The following is a 15,942-nucleotide window of genomic DNA, read 5'->3' as shown; positions in this document are numbered from 1 at the left end:
GACCGGCGGATGCCCACGCGCATCCCCGGGAGCTCAGGTCATAAGCAACATTAAGCAATTCCCGCTTCGCTGCGCCGCAGCGCGGCGTGGCCATCCGGGGATTCCTGCTTGATTCCAGCCGCAGGCGTCCTTAGCTCTTGTGTCCCATCACTTAACGTTGCTTAACGTCGAACTGTGGTCTGTAATGGTGATCACACACCAAGGATTTACCGGCCATAGAAGCGACACTGCGAAGGAGGCAAAGATGCCGAGCACCACCAACGCCCCGACGGACCGGCCCACCCGGGTCTCCGCCGCCGCGGTGGCCCGCGCATCGGGCGTTTCCGCGGCCACCGTCAGCTACATCATGAACGGGCGGCCGGGTGCCTCGACGGAGACCCGGCGGCACGTCGTGAAGATCGCCAACGAAATGGGATTCCGGCCCTCCGGCAATTCGGCGGGCCGCGATCCGCTGCTGACCAGGGTGGTTGGCCTGATCCTTCCGAACATCGTTAACCAGATGTACACCGGGTGGGCGCAGCACATCATCAACGCCACCGCCGCCGAGGGCTTCGAGGTATTCGTCGCCACCACCCAGGACGACCCCGAATCGCTCGCCCAGGTCGCCGGAACCCTGGCTGCGCGCAACGTGGACGGGGTCATCATTGCCGCCGCACTGCGCGAGGACTCCAGGGCGCTGCGGACCCTGCGCCAAAAGCGCATCCCGTACGTATGCCTCTCCCGGCGCTCCGACCACCTGCCCGGCGACTTCGTGGGCATCGACGACGATGCCGCCGCTACCGACATCATGGGCCACATCCTGGGCCACGGCTATACGGAAATCGCCACGGTCATCGGCCCCCGCTTCTCCACCGCCTCGCTGGCCCGCGAACAGGCCTTCGTGCGCACGGCGAGCGCCGCGGGCGTGGTGATCACCGGGGACCGAAAGATCAGCACCAGGCTCAATTCGGACGGTGGCCGGGTCGCCGCCGAAAAGCTGCTCGGCTCGCCCAACCCGCCACGGGCCATCGTCTGCGGCTCCGACGAGATCGCCATCGGCGTTATGGAACACGCGCTCTCCCTGGGGTTGCGCATTCCGCAAGATGTGGCGGTGGTCGGCAGCGACGGGCTGCCGCGCAGCCGCTCGCTGCTGATCGGCCTGACCACGATCGTCCAACCGGTCAGGGAAATGGCCGAGCGATCCTTCGAACTCCTGCTCGACCAGATCACCCGTCCGCGCGGCACCTACAAGCATTCGGTGTGCGCCCACCGCTTGCACATCGGCCGGACCTGCGGCTGCACGCCCGACACCAGCGCACTGTAACCCGCTCCCTTCCTTTTTGCTCCACAGTTCCCCCTGGCGCGCCTGCGCCTTCTTCCCCTGCCATGCCCGATCCAGAAAGCCACTGAGATGCCTACAACAGCAAGGACGACCCCCATGCGGTCACCCGAAGTCGTCAACAAGATCATTTTCCGGCGCATCATGCCACTGCTGATTGCCGCGTACGTCATGGCTTTCATCGACCGGACCAACATCGGCATGGCCAAGGACCGGATGGAGATCGACCTCGGCATCTCGGCCACGGCCTACGGCATCGGCGCCGGGCTGTTCTTCCTGACCTACGCCCTGTCCGAGATCCCCTCGAACCTGATCATGCACAAGGTCGGGGCCCGCTTCTGGATCATGCGCATCATGATCACCTGGGGCATCCTCTCGGCCTGCATGGCCTTCGTGCAGGGCGAATGGTCCTTCTACATCCTTCGCATGCTGCTGGGCATCGCCGAGGCCGGACTGTTCCCCGGCGTCATCTACTTCATCACCCAGTGGTTCGTGGTCAAGGACCGGGCCAAGGCCAACGGCATGTTCCTCCTCGGAGTCTCCATCGCCAACATCGTCGGCGCCCCGCTGGGCGGCGTGCTGCTGACCCTCGACGGGCTCGGTGGCCTGCACGGCTGGCAGTGGATGTTCATCATCGAGGGCATCCCCGCCTGCATCTTGGCCTTCGTCGTCTGGAAGTGCCTTCCCAACAAGCCCACCGAATCAAGGTTCCTCACCCGCGAGGAAGCCGAAGACCTCGAGGCCCGCATCCTGGCCGAAGAGACTGCAGGGGCCAAGGCCTCGGGCAACTCGAAGCTGCGCCACGTGCTCAAGGACAAGCAGATCCTGCTGGTCGTGGCCATCTACTTCACGCACCAGATCGCGGTCTACGCGCTGAGCTTCTTCCTCCCCTCGATCATCGGCACCTACGGCACGCTGAACACCATCCAGATCGGCCTGCTGACCTCCATCCCGTGGATCTTCTCCGCCGCCGGCGCCCTGCTGCTGCCGCGCTTGGCAACCAACGCTTCGCGCTCCCGACTGATCGCCACGTCCACCATGGTCGGCATCGTTGCCGGATTCACGCTCGGTGCCGTCGGCGGGCCGGTCCTGGGGATGCTCGGCTTCTGCCTGGCCGCCTTCAACTTCTTCGCCCTGCAGCCGATCCTCTTCACCTACCCCGCCACCCGCCTTTCCGGCGCAGCCCTGGCTGGAGGCATCGCCTTCGTGAACACCGTGGGTCTCTTCGGCGGGTTCCTAGGCCCCTACGTCATGGGCTTCATGGAGGAAACCACCGGAAGCAAGCTCTCCGGCCTCTGGTTCATCGTCGCCATGTGTGCCATCGGCGCACTGCTGACCCGCAAGCTCAAGCGCGGCACCGAGGACCCTGCAAAGTCCTCCGTCGCAGCCCACTAGATCCACCCCATTCTCCCCTTCAGGAAGACAAGCATCATGGACAACAGCAGACTCGACTTCACCAACCGCAAGGTGCTGGTCACCGCGGGAGCGGCGGGCATCGGCCTGTCCATTGCCACCGCATTCAAGAACCTCGGGGCGGACGTCTTTGTCACCGATATCAATCCGGCGGCCGTTGAGGCGGCCCGGGCGGCCGGCTTCGCAGCGGCGGTCAGCGACGTGTCGGACGAATCCCAGGTCGTCGAGCTCGCCGCCGCTGTCCGCACCGAGCTGGGAGGCCTGGACGTACTGGTCAACAACGCCGGCATCGCCGGGCCGACCGGACCCATCGAAACCCTCGACTCCGCGGCATGGAAGTCCACCTTCGAGGTGAACGTGCACGGCCAGTTCTATTGCATCAAGAATCTGCTCCCGCTGCTGCGCGAAAGCGCCGACGCCTCCATCGTCAATCTATCGTCGGCCGCCGGGCGTCTGGGCATGGCCGGGCGTAGTGCCTACTCATCGTCCAAGTGGGCGGTCATCGGGTTGACCAAGACCCTCGCCATCGAACTCGGTGAGGAGCGCATTCGCGTCAACGCCATCTGTCCAGGTGCCGTGAACGGGCCGCGCATCGAAGCCGTCATTGAGGCCAAGGCCGCCATGCTGGGCCGCCCCCTTGAGGAGGTCTCAGACCTCTACCACCGCCAGTCCTCGCTGAACCGACTGGTCGAGGCCGGCGACATCGCCGACATGGCTGTCTTCCTGGCCAGTTCCATGGCCCGCAGCATCAACGGCCAGGCCATGGCCGTGGACGGCAACACCGAAAAGCTCTACTAAGGATTTCGACACCATCATGGCAAATACACGCAAGGTCATCATCACCTCCGCCGTCACCGGCGCGATCCACACCCCGTCCATGTCCCCGCACCTGCCGGTCACCGCCGACGAGATCGCCGACGCGGCCATCGGCGCCGCCGAGGCCGGGGCCTCGATCGTGCACATGCACGCCCGCGATCCCAAGGACGGCCGGCCCTCCCAGGATCCTGCCCACTTCGAGCCCATCCTGGCCAAGCTCAAGGCCAACACCGACGCTGTCATCAACATCACCACCGGCGGTTCCCCGCACATGAGCGTGGAGGAACGCATGCGCCCGGTGATCGAGTTCAAGCCGGAGCTTGCCTCGCTGAACATGGGCTCGATGAACTTCGGCCTCTACCCGATGCTGGATCGCTTCACGGAATTCGGGCACGATTGGGAACGCGAGGGCCTGGAGAACTCTCGGGACCTGGTCTTCAAGAACACCTTCGCCGACATCCAGAAGATCCTGGAGATCGGCAACAAGAACGACACCCGCTTCGAGTTCGAGTGCTACGACATCTCGCACCTGAACAACCTCGCCCACTTCCAGGCGCGCGGGCTGGCCCGCGGCCCTCTCTTCGTCCAGTCTGTCTTCGGCTTGCTCGGCGGCATCGGGGCGCACCCCGAGGATCTGATGCACATGCGCCGGACCGCGGACCGGCTCTTCGGCGATTCGTACCAGTGGTCGATCCTGGGCGCCGGCAAGAACCAGATGCCGCTGGCCACCATCGGTGCGGCCATGGGCTCGCACGTCCGCGTGGGCCTGGAGGATTCGCTATGGATCGGCCCCGGTCAGCTGGCCGCCTCCAATGCCGAGCAGGTCACCCGCATCCGCACCATCCTCGAGGCACTGAACTTCGAGGTCGCCACCCCCGACGAGGCCCGCGAAATGCTGCAGCTCAAGGGCCGCGAAAACGTCGGGTTCTAGGAAAGGCACCATGAAGGTCCTCATTGCCCCCGACAGCTTCAAGGGCACGTTCACGGCAGCCGAGGTTGCCGCCGCCATCGCCGGCGGTGTCCGTTCCACCGGTGCGAGTGCCGTGGAGTTGCCGGTGGCCGATGGAGGGGAAGGCACCGAGGAAATCCTCGGTGCCGCCCTCGGTGCCGAGCGCATCCTGGCCGACACCATGGGTCCCTGGCGGGATCCGATGCAGGCCGCCTATTCGCTCGGCGCCGACGGCACCGCCTACATCAACCTGGCCGCAGCCAGCGGCATCACGCTGCCGGCGCCGGGCGGGCGGGATGCGCTCACGGCCGACACCTACGGCACCGGGCTGCTCATGGTCGATGCGGTGAATCGCGGCGCCAGGCATTTGGTGGTCGCCGCCGGCGGCTCGGCCACCACCGATGGCGGGGCCGGTGCGTGTGCGGCGATCACCGAGCACGGCGGGCTGCGCGGCGCGCAGGTCGTGGTGCTCAGCGATGTCACCACGGCTTTCGAGGACGCAGCGGTGGTCTTCGGCCCGCAAAAGGGAGCCAGCGACGACGAGGTGTCGTTGCTGACCGCTCGATTGCACGAACTTGCTTCAACACTGCCGCGAGACCCGCGGGGCGTTCCGGCCACAGGCGCGGCCGGTGGATTCAGCGGCGGACTCTGGGCGTGCTTCGGCGCCGAACTGGTTTCCGGCGCTGACTTCGTTCTCGATGCTTTGGACTTCGAAGCAGCCGTCGCGAAAGCAGACGCGGTGGTGGTGGGCGAGGGTCGGCTGGATTCCCAGACCCTGCAGGGCAAGATCATTTCGGTCATCATGGCCCGCAGCAGGAGAACCCCGGTCTATGCCGTGGTTGGTTCGGTCTCCGAGGACGCTCCGCGCGATGCCTTCACCCAGGTCCTGGTGGCCACAGACAAGATGCACATGCAGGCCGCCGGCGCGCAGATTGCCCGCGAGCTTCTTGGCGCTTGGAGCCCGGTGCAGCGGTAGACGTCCGCACGCTCGCCCATCCTGGTGGTGATGTTGGATAGTCTGGTTTCCATGAATCAAAGTGCTTCGGGGTCCGCCTCGCATTTGACCGGCCGCTGGCGAATCACCGAGATGGACGAATGGGATTCGGATGCCATCGACATGGTTCAACCGGCATTTCTCGAGTTTTCAGGGGACCGGCACGGGGAGTTCGGCTTCATCGTCGTGCGCGGCTGGATGGATTGCCGCCCGCGCGAGCGGGAAGGCCGGCCCGGCGTCGAGTTTTCCTGGAGCGGCGACGACGAAGGAGATGAAACCAGCGGACGAGGCTGGGCGGTCCTGGTCGATGACGAAACCGTCGAGGGGCATATCTTCTTCCACCTGGGCATGAACTCGGCCTTCATCGCCAGGCCGTTCGTGAACGCCGTCCAGGGGAATGGGTAAAGAGCAGTTACCAATACTACGAATTCCTGGTCATCTACAGTCCCTGACAGCCGACGAGCAACGAAAGACCCGGTCGCTGTCCTCACTGGACAGCAGCATGGCTGACCGGAGCGTTACACGTGCCGCCTTGCCCCGCCTCGGAGCGGGACCCCTTTCATCGGCCCTGTTGTAAGAGCGCAAAGGGCGGCGCTGGCGTCCTTCCGAACGCACCAGCGCCGCCCTTGCCCGCTTATGAAATCTACGTGGCAACCAATTCACCCTGGCTTGCCGCGGCCTCCTCGTTGTATTTCTTATTCGAGTTGTTCACCGCAAGGTACCAAGAGGCACCAACAACCAGGTGTATGACGGCAAGCCCGATACCGCTGGCCGGATCAGCGGCGTATAGGATCGCGTTGGCGATCGAAAGTACGGCAACGGCTACGCCGATCCACTGTGCGATCTTGCAGAATCCCGGCCTTGACCTGCCAATCAAGAAGGTAATGAAGCCAAGGACGGCGAACGGCAAGACGATGAAGCCAACAATCTCACCGAAAGTCAGATGCGTGAACAGGCCGCCGCTGAAATACATGGAAGCGCCAGCTGCCTCGCTGACGAAATAAACAAAGATGCTCGTGATCACGGCCCCGAAAGTCGCGATGACAACCTGCACGTAGTTGAACGGCATCTTGAACTTTTTGTACGGCTGCACATGAGCAGTCATGGCTGACCATCTCCTCGACGCTAAGTCTGTATGCCCTTGTATTTTCACTGTACGCCCGATTGGGCAAGTTGGGTCTGCAAGCCTTCTGAAGCGAATTTCCCATGCCGCTTCTGGAATCGGGCATGTCTCACGAAATCCGGATAGTGCAGCATCCGGTGTCTAAGAACGTGCTGATCTTTGACTCCACGCTGGGCATGCGTGCCTCCGGTGATGAGTGCCCAACAGCCATGGGCCCAGGTCGCGGGGACTTCAACTTCGCAGGACCTCGTCCTCCGTACGCTCTCCTTGCGCCAGTCGGGTTCACGTTCAGTCAACCCGCCGCCAAGTTCGGAGTCATCGACAGAGGACTCGGAATCGTTTTGGCTCGCCACCTTGAACTCTTGATTGCCCATCGATACGGGCCCTCGTGGCAAGTGCTTTCACAAGACAAGATTGGAACCGGTTTGAGCCTCGCAGACCTCGACGGCGCGCTCCTCGACTTCAATGGAACCCTCTCCATTGACAAGCCGATACTGAGGGATCTACTCATCGAGTTTGCGGCGAAACCCTGCCACTTGGAACTGGCCTCCGCGCAAAAAACGCCACGCCGTGGCCGGGCGCAGCGACCGGGAAATCATGGGCTGCAACATGGGTATCGAGAAGTCCTTGACGAGCTCCGGTCAAGGGCGGACCGGGAACAAGCAGCGGCGTCACCCACTGGAATCATATTTATCGATAACTTCCGATCAAACAATCGACGATAAACATTGCGTTTAATCAGTCGATTTATTCCTGATTCACGAGAGATAGAAAGCGTCAAAGGAGAAAACTGATGAAGGAAGTCCAGCGCCGGATTTTGACTACCGGAAAAGCTGGGATACCAGGACTCGAACCTAGAATGACGGTACCAGAAACCGTTGTGTTGCCAATTACACCATATCCCAATGAATTGCAGTAGATTTCAGATTTCGAAAAGGATCAAAGAGGAAATCATTAGTACAACTCGACCCCTAAACATTACCCAAGTTTCGACGTAAGACCTAATCGCCGTCAATCCCTCGGCGGGGCCCACGGAGATCATGGTGCGGGGCCGAGCCGGCCAGACGGCGGTCGCTTCCGCTCCGTCACCTGCCACCTTGGAAATTCAAATCCCGTCAAGCACGACGAAGCGGGAGCACAGTTTCCTGCGCTCCCGCTTCGTCGAATTCACGAGTACCGAACTCCGGGGCTCCGTGGTGGTTCTTGCCGAGCTGCTACCTGGCTGACTGCTTGCGCGTGAACGCGGAAATGCCGGTGATGTCGCGGCCAACAATCAGCGCCTGCATGGAGTCGGTGCCCTCATAGGTGGAGACGACTTCCATGTCCGTCAGGTGGCGGGAAACGTGGTTTTCCAGCAGGAGGCCGTTTCCGGCCATCATGTCGCGGGCTTCGCGGCACATGGCCAGGGCCTTGCGCGAGGTGGTCATCTTGATCAGCGAAGCCATCGGTGCGGTCAGCTCGTCGCGCTCCTGCAACTCCGCCATGCGGGTGCACATCAGCTGCATGCTGGTCAGGTCCGAAAGCATCGTGGCCAGCTTTTCCTGGACCAGCTGGTAGCTGGCGATCGGTGCGCCGAATTGTTCGCGTTGCAGCGCGTACTTGGCAGCCATTTCGAACGCGGCCATGCCGTGCCCCACGGCTTCCCACGAGGCACCGCCACGGGTTGCCTGCAGCACGCGGTTTACCCCGGCAAAGGATTCACAGTTTTCCAGTCGGTTCTCGGTCGGGATCCGCAGGTCCTCGATCACGATGTCCGCCTGCAGGATGGCCCGCTTGCCGATCTTGCCGACAATCGGTTCCGGCCGGTAGCCGGCGGGGTACTCGCCCGAGGCCTGGCGTTCCACGATGAAGGCCTTCACCTGTCCATCGGCCTCGTCGCGGGCGTAGAGCACGATGACATCTGCTTCGTGGCCGTTGCCGATCCACCGCTTGTGGCCGTTGAGCACCCAGGTGTCGCCTTCAAGGCGTGCCGACGTCTCCAAGGAGACCGAGTCGGAACCGTGGGTCGGTTCGGTCAGCGCGAAGGCGCCGGTCTTTTCGAGTCGTGCCATGGGCGGCAGCCAGCGCTGGCGCTGTTCCTCGTTGCCCAGCATGTAGATGGAACCCATGCAAAGGTTTGAGTGCACACCCAGGAAGGTGTTGACCGAACCGTCGATGCGTCCCATTTCGCGGGCGACGATGCCCGCGGCCTGTCGGGAGAATCCCGGGCAGTCGTACCCCTTGATGAAGGTGCCAATGATTCCCAGGTCGCGAAGACCGGGAATGACCTCGTGCGGAAATTCTGCGCGTTCCCAGTAGTCGTTGATGATCGGTTCAATGGTGTTCTGCCCAAAGGCCCGTACCCGGTCACGCAGTGCCCGATCGGCATCGGTGAGATCCGCATCAAGCAAGAAATAGTCTGGGTGGTCAATAACCGAGGTCATGGTCCATCTTTCTCTTCGTTTTCATCAGGGACGCGTGGTTGCCAAGAAAGCACCATCGGACAGGAACAACGGGCTGCCTCTAGTGGCTGAAGTGGTGAGCCACCAACAATTGACCAAGCAAGAGGCAGGGCATTGTTTCGACCCACCGCGGACATTCGCTACGTCTTTGTAGTGCACACCACACTAACAAGCGCGTTGGGCGCACGGAATCGGACCAATCACCGTGGTCCCAGCCGTAGGACATGTCGATCGGTACAACCCTTGACACTCCTTGGGTCAGTCCGCCGGGCGACCAGCGAGGTCTCGTGAAGCACGTATTTCCGCAAGCTGACCACGAATGATGCGCCTCCCGTCCCCCGCTGCCGATTGATGTCCGCGCCGAAAGCCTGGCTCGCGATCATCGCCATGGGGCTTCAAGTCGCATGCTTCGACTGATCACCGTGATAGTTGTGGTTCTGCGCCTTGTGACGCGTGTTTACGTGCACTGGGCTGGTTGACTTCTTCCGGCACCGCCGTGGCCCATCAGCCGCATGGGCACTTGATGCGGCGTCTTCAAACACGGCGGGATCACCTTTAGGCTGCCTGCAAGATGCTGGAATCGGGTTCGCGTCGATCCTGAACCGCGACGACCCCTCGCGTCTGGGCAAGTCGGATTAGGGCCCCGGTAGCGCCTGCTCGCCGCGCAGTCCCATCGAGGTTCGCTGGTTTCCGTGCGGATGTGTTTCATTTGCCGACTGGTGGCGTTCCAGCCACACACTCACTGGGCTGCAATCGCGGGCACCTTCCACGAAACATTTGGCGTTTTCAGCATGTGGGGCTACTTCACGATTCGGGTCAAAAATTCGTAACCAATGGAATAAACAACATTCATTCGAAGACGATACTTCACCATTTTTCCATCCCGCACCGACTCAAGAAGTTCAGCTTCTCTGAGTTTCCGGAGATGACGAGATACCTGCGGAGCTCCAATGCCCAGCCGTCTGGACAGATCGCTGGTGGTGCAATATTCGTTTACGAGGTGCCGACAGAGCTCCAATCGTGTGCTGTCGGCTAGCACTGCCATTTGATTTTGGATTTCGTGGATGCTCTTGTTGACCGCGCCCATGTCGGAAACCGGGAATTGCACGATGATCGGCACATCGTAACCCGAATACTCATCGTCGTACTTCACAACTACGTGTGGCTTCGTCAGGATACTTGGGACTAGGACGAATTTGCGGCCGCTACCGTTAACGAAGGCATTTTGCAGTTTGTCATAAGCTACCTGAGCGGTCTGTGGAAAGAAGTGTGCTCCGGGCGTCAAAGAGGCCAACACCATCGAAGCGGACCCGCCTGCGAGTCTTCGTTGAACTTCAACTTCGCTGGCTTTGAGCCGAGCGGAAACAGATTCCCAGCGCGCACGAAAGCAAGTGGCATGGAAAGTCCGGAGAAACGCAGTCAAGACCTGACGGAAGAGCTCGGGATCGTGAGCCAGCCGAGCTCCCAGTTCTTCACGTTCTTCACTCCGCGTTCGACACATCTCTAAGAAATCAACACGATCGTTGTTGTCGTTCATGACATCCATAGGACGGTCGGATCGACCGCCAATGATCGCTTGAACGCTCATTTGCACAAACGCCTCGAGAGGTAGAGCCTCGACGGTTGCCAGTTCCGAATCGAAGCTTTGGTAATCGCTAGTGTTCAGTGGCATCAATGCGCGGAATCTGAATCGCGCCCACAGCGGTGAGAACGAATGCATGGTTCGTCTCAACTGGGCAGAGATTTCGGTATCAACCGCTTTGAGTTCTCGCGACAATTCAAGATGATGGCCAGGCTCCGCAATGCAGTGGAGCATGGCCATCATCTCGGCCATCTCTGAAACCCTGACAGTAACATTCGCAGGATCAACGTTAGTCAGGTCAAAGATGATCGGCATAAGACGAGCTTAGCTGACCGGGACTGACGACCAGGAGCATCCCAGGTCCCGGGGAAACTACCGCGTTTAGAAGCGCAGTTCCTCCGCAGCTAGTCGCAGTTCCTCGGCATCTACACGTTGCAAAAACCCTTGCAACATCAGCCGATCAATAACTTGAGCAAGGACACGACGGTAGCTATCAGCATTGCCGTAGATCTCTTGCAACTGCTGTCCATCAAACGGTGTCTCATTACCGTGGTACCACGAGGGACGACCCATGGGCGTCGCAGCTACCAAAGTCGACGTTGGCGCATCGGTGTAAGTGCTTCTTACACCTCCACGAGCGTTGCCCCACTGATCACGCAAGATGGTGTCGGTGTTTCCCTCGGTTTCAAGTAATAGGGAAGGAGGCGGCACGAGCATTCCCTCGGCCCATTCAGCAAGCAGTCCAAGAACCGATCCGTAGATATGGGAATTCGGGAAGGTCGACCAATGTGCTCCGGGAGGCAGCGGGCAATCTTTGAGTCGAAGTACATCCTTTTGACTCATATGGCGCGTTTCCCGATGTGCCATCCCTGCGATCTCGTAAAGACGGAATGTTTCGGAATCTGCTCGGCGATGGCTCAGCCCACGAACTTGCCCAGATACTCCGCAATCCCAGCGAACAGACTGGAACTCTGCTTCACCCAGTACTTCAATCACCGGAACGTCTATATCCGGTAGCGCTTCGCCTCCTGAGGCCCCGGGTAGGTATCCGTCAAAGAGAGGTCCTCCATCAGCCCGACGCATGGCAGCGTGGTGCTTCTCAACAAAGCGGCGAACCACACCACCAGTCTGAGATATTCCGGCGAAGAGAAGCGTCTTGACTTCTGAATTCCTGATTCCCGGCAGTCCCCCGCGAAGTGCGTGTGCGACCTGGGCAATTATTTCAAATGACTGGGGTGTTGCTCGCCACCATCGTTCCTTGAATGCGTCGTATTGTTCAGCAAGAATCTCAGGGGTCGGGTTCTCGGTGAAGGGAATCGACCCTGCGAAGTCGCTTGCCAGTTCCCCTGCCGTAAACTCCATGTCTCGATATCGTTCTGGGTCACCCCCCTGGATCAAATCCAGCGCTGAAGGAGCCTGCGAGTCAATTTCGATCCACATATATCCCTCACGCATAAGCGCCCGGTTGAAGGCGCGCCAGACCGAAGTTCCACCCCAGATATGGCTTACCTCAGTGAGCGTTCGACCATTGAATTTCTCCATGTCTTCGGGCCGTCGAACCAAGATACGTGTGAGATACGGAGCCTCGGCTGCAATACCCGAGACAAAATACTCTTCCTGTATGTATCCATATGCTGGCATACGTTCTGTTCCGTAGGATTCGAGCACGACGGCTCGATTACCCTCCGTTTCCTGGATAGGACCCGAAATTTGGGCGCACGGAGCTAGGGTCTGTGAGGTGGTCATGTTTTAAATCTCCTGTTTTGAAGCCAGATGCCAGCAAGTGACGGTGCTAGAGACTGGGCGAGGAATCCAGCAATGTACGCGTATATGCGCTTTTTGGGTTGGCGAAGATATCTTCCGCTGGCCCGTTTTCCATGATTTTCCCGTTGTAAAGCACAGCTACCTGATCACTCATGAATTCCACGACGGCCATATCATGGCTCACGAAAATCATCGAGAGACTCCGCGACTCTTGGATGTCCTTGAGCAGATTCAGGACACGAGCCTGAACAGAGACGTCCAGCGCTGAAACTGGTTCGTCAGCAACGATAAGTTCCGGTTCGAGCGCTAGACCTCGTGCAATGGAAATACGCTGTCGCTGGCCACCCGAGAACTCATGCGCGTACCGTCCCAACCAGCCCTCGGCCAACTGAACTTCATCTGCAAGGGCTCGAGCCCGCATGCGACGTTCCCCCGCTGAATAGAGATTCTGTACGCGCATCGGCTCTTCAATGAGCTCTTGCAGGCTCATCCGCGGATTGAGCGAGTTTGATGAATCCTGAAAAATCATCTGCATCTTGCGACGATACAAACGCAGTTCGTCCTTGCCCATGGCAAAGATGTCCTGTCCCAGAACGCGTACCGATCCGGAGGTGGGTTTGATGAGACCAATCGCGATCCTGCCCAGAGTGGACTTGCCGGATCCAGATTCCCCGACTAGCCCCACGACTTGATTTCGTTTGACTGAAAGCGAGGCGTTGTCTACTGCGACGTGTTTAGAACCCTTGAACATGCCGCCGAGCATGAATTCTTTGCTTACGTTTGTAAGCTCCAGGACGAGGTCATTTTGGGCTCCGAGCTGATCAGTTTTCATATCGTCACCTTTGAATAGATGGACTTATCAATCACCGGGAGTCGGTGTGGTTGACGACCTAGCCGAGGCGCTGCTTCCAACAGGCCTTGTGTGTAACCAGATTTCGGATTGGCAATGACTTCTTGGGTAGCACCCTGCTCCATTTCGTAGCCATCCAGCATGACGACTACGTCGTCGGTATATTGCGAAACCAAACCAAGGTCGTGGCTGATCAGGATCAATGCCAGATCGAGGTCGTCGCGCAATTTCAGCAACAAGTCCAGGATCTGTTTTTGAATTGTGGCGTCCAGTGCGGTCGTCGGTTCATCTGCAATCAGCAGGGCCGGATTGCAAGAAATACTCATGGCGATCATGACGCGTTGTCGCATACCCCCTGAGAGCTGGTGTACATAGGATCCCTGTACACCGCGCGTTGGCGGAATCCCCACGAGATCCAGCAGATCGCTGGCGCGATCACGTGCCTGTTTTTTGCTCAGGCCCAAGTGCATACGCATAGGGCGAATCATTTGCTCGCCAATGGTCATCGTCGGGTGCAGCGCACTCATTGGCTCTTGAAAAATGAAGCCAATCTCGGAACCACTCAGTTTGCGCCGCTCGGCACTAGTCGCAGTGAGCAGATTTATGCCCTTGTACAGGATTTTGCCCGAAGCAACTGCCACATCCGGCAATATCCCCATGATGGCCGTAGCAGTCATGGATTTCCCGGAACCGGATTCACCAACAACACCCAGTGTCTTCCCCGCTTCAAGCGAGAAGCTCAGCGAATGTACGACTCTGCTTGGACCTTGTGCTTTAAGGATGTCGACGTTCAGGTCGCACACTTCAAGCAACACTTTTTCACCTACGTTCATGGCGCTAATCCTTGCTGTCTAAACGAATACGCGGATCAATCAGTGCACAGACCACATCCACCAAGAGATTCACCATCACAAAGATGATGGCAATGAGAAAAATGCATCCTTCAATGAGCGGGTAGTCACGGCGATCTACTGCTGTCAGCAGGAGCTTTCCCAATCCTGGAAGCGAGAAGACGTTTTCGGTAACCACCGCACCTCCGAGCAATGAAGCCATGGACAGCCCAACCACCGTAACGACCGGTACCAACGCTGCACGGAATACGTACTTTCCAGTAATCGTCTTTTCACCAATGCCCTGGGCACGTGCAGTATTGACGAAAGGCTGGAATTTCGCATCCAAGACGCCATTGCGTGAATACCTGAAGAGCGTGGCTGCCTCCAAGACACCCAACGCCAGTGCCGGCATCGCCATGAAGGAGAGAAACTGAACGAAGTTTTCCGTTGGGGCCACATAGCCGGCGACAGGGAACCAACGAAAGATCACACCAAACACCAAAACCATCAGGATGGCCAGCCAGAAAGTCGGCATGGCGATGCCGACCGCCGAACCAACCACCATGGCCTTATCCACAATTCTTGATTTGGTTGATGCAGCAATCGCGCCCAGAAGCGGGCCAAGCAAGACGGCAACAATCAATGCCAGAACGGCAAGTTGGGCGGTTACTGTGGCTGCAGCAAGGACTAGCTCGCTCACCGGGGCCCGGAGAAATATCGAGTCACCAAAATCAAATCGGACCATACGCCCGAGCCAGACAATGAATTGAAGGATGATGGGTTGATTGAGTCCCATCTCTTCACGAAGCTTTTCAATGTCGGTAGCGGTGGCTTCTTCGCCAAGGATGACTGCGGCAGGGTCTCCGGGAGTCAGCCGCAGCAATATGAAGAGCAGAACCATGGGTACGGCAATGGTTGGCAGCAAGGCCAATAGGCGCTTGAAAATGTAATTGAGCATTAGTGCTGTCCCTCCTTTGCTGTCACCTTGGAAAGTGTCTTGAGTTTGGCGAGCCCCGCGATTCGGCGGGCTCGAGGATCCATCGAGTCTCGAAGCCCATCGCCTAGAAGAATGAGGCCCAATACAGTAACCAGAATGGCCACACCGGGGAATACACCAATCCACCAGGCAACAGCGATGTATTTTTGTGCGGCCGAGAGGCTTGCACCCCAGCTCGGCACTTCGGGTGGGATCCCAATACCTAAGAAGCTCAACGCGGCAATGGAGAGCACAGTTGCAGCGAAGCCCATTGTTGCTTGAACGATCAGGACAGAGACAGCTTCGGGAGCAACGTATTTGGAAAGAATCCAGGAGTCTTTGGCACCCATTGCCCGGGCAGATTCGACCATGGCAGTTGATTTCATGCTGAGTGATGCCGAACGAACCACTCGCGCAATCGGCGGAATCAAGACCACTGTCAGTCCGAAGACTACTGGCCCAACACCCCGGCCAAGTACGCCAACCAAGCTCATGACCAAAATGATATTTGGGAACGACATCATGCCATCGATGATGCGCATGACCACTGCATCAACTTTTGGAAAGTACCCGCAGATGATTCCGATAAGGTAACCGATGACTACAGCCAAGACCGTACAAAGTGCGGAGATTCCGAGTGCAGTTTGTGCCCCAAAGAGCACCATGGTCCACATGTCGCGCCCTTGGTCATCGGTACCAAGCGGAAATGCCGCTTGAGGTGCCTTCAACCGGTTTACCGGATCGACAAAATTTGGGTCTCCGCCAAGAACTGGCGCTAACAGTGCTAGACAAACCACCATCAAAATGATGGCTGCACCCGTCATTGCCGAGGGGTCCCTTAGCAAGGCCTTGAATGTTGGTTTCATGTTTCTCTTCTTATCCG

The 15,942-nt window shown here is 59.1% G+C and carries 14 protein-coding genes and 1 tRNA gene; 6 read left to right on the top strand and 9 right to left on the bottom strand.

Annotated elements, in window-relative coordinates:
• The first annotated feature begins 244 nt into the window (after positions 1 to 244).
• From JOF46_RS04190 to JOF46_RS04165, 6 genes are all read left to right on the top strand, one after another.
• Positions 245 to 1,303, top strand: coding sequence for a LacI family DNA-binding transcriptional regulator (locus JOF46_RS04190; protein ID WP_209906169.1), 1,059 nt, complete (start codon positions 245 to 247; stop codon positions 1,301 to 1,303).
• Positions 1,304 to 1,417: 114 nt separating this feature from the next.
• Positions 1,418 to 2,713, top strand: coding sequence for an MFS transporter (locus JOF46_RS04185; RefSeq protein ID WP_245347997.1), 1,296 nt, complete (start codon positions 1,418 to 1,420; stop codon positions 2,711 to 2,713).
• Positions 2,714 to 2,749: 36 nt separating this feature from the next.
• Entirely contained in the window at positions 2,750 to 3,529 is a 780-nt protein-coding gene (locus JOF46_RS04180) for an SDR family oxidoreductase (RefSeq protein ID WP_209906167.1), read from the top strand.
• A gap of 16 nt (positions 3,530 to 3,545) precedes the next feature.
• Complete coding sequence (kce, locus tag JOF46_RS04175) at positions 3,546 to 4,478, top strand: 3,5-dioxohexanoate:acetyl-CoA acetone transferase (RefSeq protein ID WP_209906166.1); 933 nt, start codon at positions 3,546 to 3,548, stop codon at positions 4,476 to 4,478.
• A gap of 10 nt (positions 4,479 to 4,488) precedes the next feature.
• The gene (locus JOF46_RS04170) at positions 4,489 to 5,472 is read left to right on the top strand and encodes a glycerate kinase family protein (RefSeq protein WP_209906165.1); all 984 of its coding nucleotides are present in this window, start codon (positions 4,489 to 4,491) and stop codon (positions 5,470 to 5,472) included.
• Between the two features lie 51 nt (positions 5,473 to 5,523).
• Positions 5,524 to 5,895, top strand: a complete 372-nt coding sequence (locus JOF46_RS04165) for a hypothetical protein (protein WP_209906164.1) — start codon at positions 5,524 to 5,526, stop codon at positions 5,893 to 5,895.
• A gap of 238 nt (positions 5,896 to 6,133) precedes the next feature.
• Here the strand turns inward: JOF46_RS04165 and JOF46_RS04160 are convergent, their stop codons facing one another.
• The 9 genes from JOF46_RS04160 to JOF46_RS04120 all read right to left on the bottom strand — a co-directional run bounded on the left by JOF46_RS04160 (position 6,134) and on the right by JOF46_RS04120 (position 15,925).
• Positions 6,134 to 6,595: a DUF6069 family protein gene (locus JOF46_RS04160; RefSeq protein WP_209906163.1), complete on the bottom strand. Its 462-nt coding sequence runs from the start codon at positions 6,593 to 6,595 to the stop codon at positions 6,134 to 6,136.
• An 851-nt stretch (positions 6,596 to 7,446) separates the two neighbouring features.
• Positions 7,447 to 7,518, bottom strand: a tRNA-Gln gene (locus JOF46_RS04155).
• Between the two features lie 309 nt (positions 7,519 to 7,827).
• The gene (locus tag JOF46_RS04150) at positions 7,828 to 9,036 is read right to left on the bottom strand and encodes an acyl-CoA dehydrogenase family protein (protein WP_209906162.1); all 1,209 of its coding nucleotides are present in this window, start codon (positions 9,034 to 9,036) and stop codon (positions 7,828 to 7,830) included.
• A gap of 817 nt (positions 9,037 to 9,853) precedes the next feature.
• Positions 9,854 to 10,951 carry an ArsR/SmtB family transcription factor gene (locus tag JOF46_RS04145; RefSeq protein ID WP_209906161.1) on the bottom strand — a complete coding sequence of 366 codons (1,098 nt, stop codon included), beginning with the start codon at positions 10,949 to 10,951 and terminating at the stop codon, positions 9,854 to 9,856.
• A gap of 66 nt (positions 10,952 to 11,017) precedes the next feature.
• Positions 11,018 to 12,382, bottom strand: coding sequence for an alpha/beta hydrolase domain-containing protein (locus tag JOF46_RS04140; protein ID WP_281070086.1), 1,365 nt, complete (start codon positions 12,380 to 12,382; stop codon positions 11,018 to 11,020).
• A 46-nt stretch (positions 12,383 to 12,428) separates the two neighbouring features.
• Positions 12,429 to 13,232, bottom strand: a complete 804-nt coding sequence (locus JOF46_RS04135; protein ID WP_209906159.1) for an ATP-binding cassette domain-containing protein — start codon at positions 13,230 to 13,232, stop codon at positions 12,429 to 12,431.
• On the bottom strand, positions 13,229 to 14,083 hold the full coding sequence (locus tag JOF46_RS04130; protein ID WP_209906158.1) for an ABC transporter ATP-binding protein: 855 nt from the start codon (positions 14,081 to 14,083) through the stop codon (positions 13,229 to 13,231). The genes JOF46_RS04135 and JOF46_RS04130 overlap by 4 nt, the downstream gene beginning before the upstream one ends.
• 4 nt (positions 14,084 to 14,087) lie before the next feature.
• Positions 14,088 to 15,041 (bottom strand): ABC transporter permease, encoded by a 954-nt coding sequence (locus JOF46_RS04125; RefSeq protein WP_209906157.1) that lies wholly within the window; start codon positions 15,039 to 15,041, stop codon positions 14,088 to 14,090.
• Positions 15,041 to 15,925, bottom strand: coding sequence for an ABC transporter permease (locus JOF46_RS04120; protein ID WP_209906156.1), 885 nt, complete (start codon positions 15,923 to 15,925; stop codon positions 15,041 to 15,043). The genes JOF46_RS04125 and JOF46_RS04120 overlap by 1 nt, the downstream gene beginning before the upstream one ends.
• Positions 15,926 to 15,942: the final 17 nt, after the last annotated feature.

The sequence above is a fragment of the Paeniglutamicibacter psychrophenolicus genome (assembly GCF_017876575.1).
GTDB lineage: Bacteria > Actinomycetota > Actinomycetes > Actinomycetales > Micrococcaceae > Paeniglutamicibacter > Paeniglutamicibacter psychrophenolicus.
Note: the sequence above shows the minus strand (reverse complement) of the source record. Positions and strands in the feature narration are given on the sequence as shown.

Coding starts and splice junctions, on each gene's coding strand:
- JOF46_RS04140 (WP_281070086.1), bottom strand. CDS start 12,382: ATGACCACCTCACAGACCCTAGCTCCGTGCGCCCAAATTTCGGGTCCT.
- JOF46_RS04160 (WP_209906163.1), bottom strand. CDS start 6,595: ATGACTGCTCATGTGCAGCCGTACAAAAAGTTCAAGATGCCGTTCAAC.
- JOF46_RS04185 (WP_245347997.1), top strand. CDS start 1,418: ATGCGGTCACCCGAAGTCGTCAACAAGATCATTTTCCGGCGCATCATG.
- JOF46_RS04170 (WP_209906165.1), top strand. CDS start 4,489: ATGAAGGTCCTCATTGCCCCCGACAGCTTCAAGGGCACGTTCACGGCA.
- JOF46_RS04125 (WP_209906157.1), bottom strand. CDS start 15,041: ATGCTCAATTACATTTTCAAGCGCCTATTGGCCTTGCTGCCAACCATT.
- JOF46_RS04130 (WP_209906158.1), bottom strand. CDS start 14,083: ATGAACGTAGGTGAAAAAGTGTTGCTTGAAGTGTGCGACCTGAACGTC.
- JOF46_RS04165 (WP_209906164.1), top strand. CDS start 5,524: ATGAATCAAAGTGCTTCGGGGTCCGCCTCGCATTTGACCGGCCGCTGG.
- JOF46_RS04145 (WP_209906161.1), bottom strand. CDS start 10,951: ATGCCGATCATCTTTGACCTGACTAACGTTGATCCTGCGAATGTTACT.
- JOF46_RS04150 (WP_209906162.1), bottom strand. CDS start 9,036: ATGACCTCGGTTATTGACCACCCAGACTATTTCTTGCTTGATGCGGAT.
- JOF46_RS04135 (WP_209906159.1), bottom strand. CDS start 13,232: ATGAAAACTGATCAGCTCGGAGCCCAAAATGACCTCGTCCTGGAGCTT.
- JOF46_RS04180 (WP_209906167.1), top strand. CDS start 2,750: ATGGACAACAGCAGACTCGACTTCACCAACCGCAAGGTGCTGGTCACC.
- kce (WP_209906166.1), top strand. CDS start 3,546: ATGGCAAATACACGCAAGGTCATCATCACCTCCGCCGTCACCGGCGCG.
- JOF46_RS04190 (WP_209906169.1), top strand. CDS start 245: ATGCCGAGCACCACCAACGCCCCGACGGACCGGCCCACCCGGGTCTCC.
- JOF46_RS04120 (WP_209906156.1), bottom strand. CDS start 15,925: ATGAAACCAACATTCAAGGCCTTGCTAAGGGACCCCTCGGCAATGACG.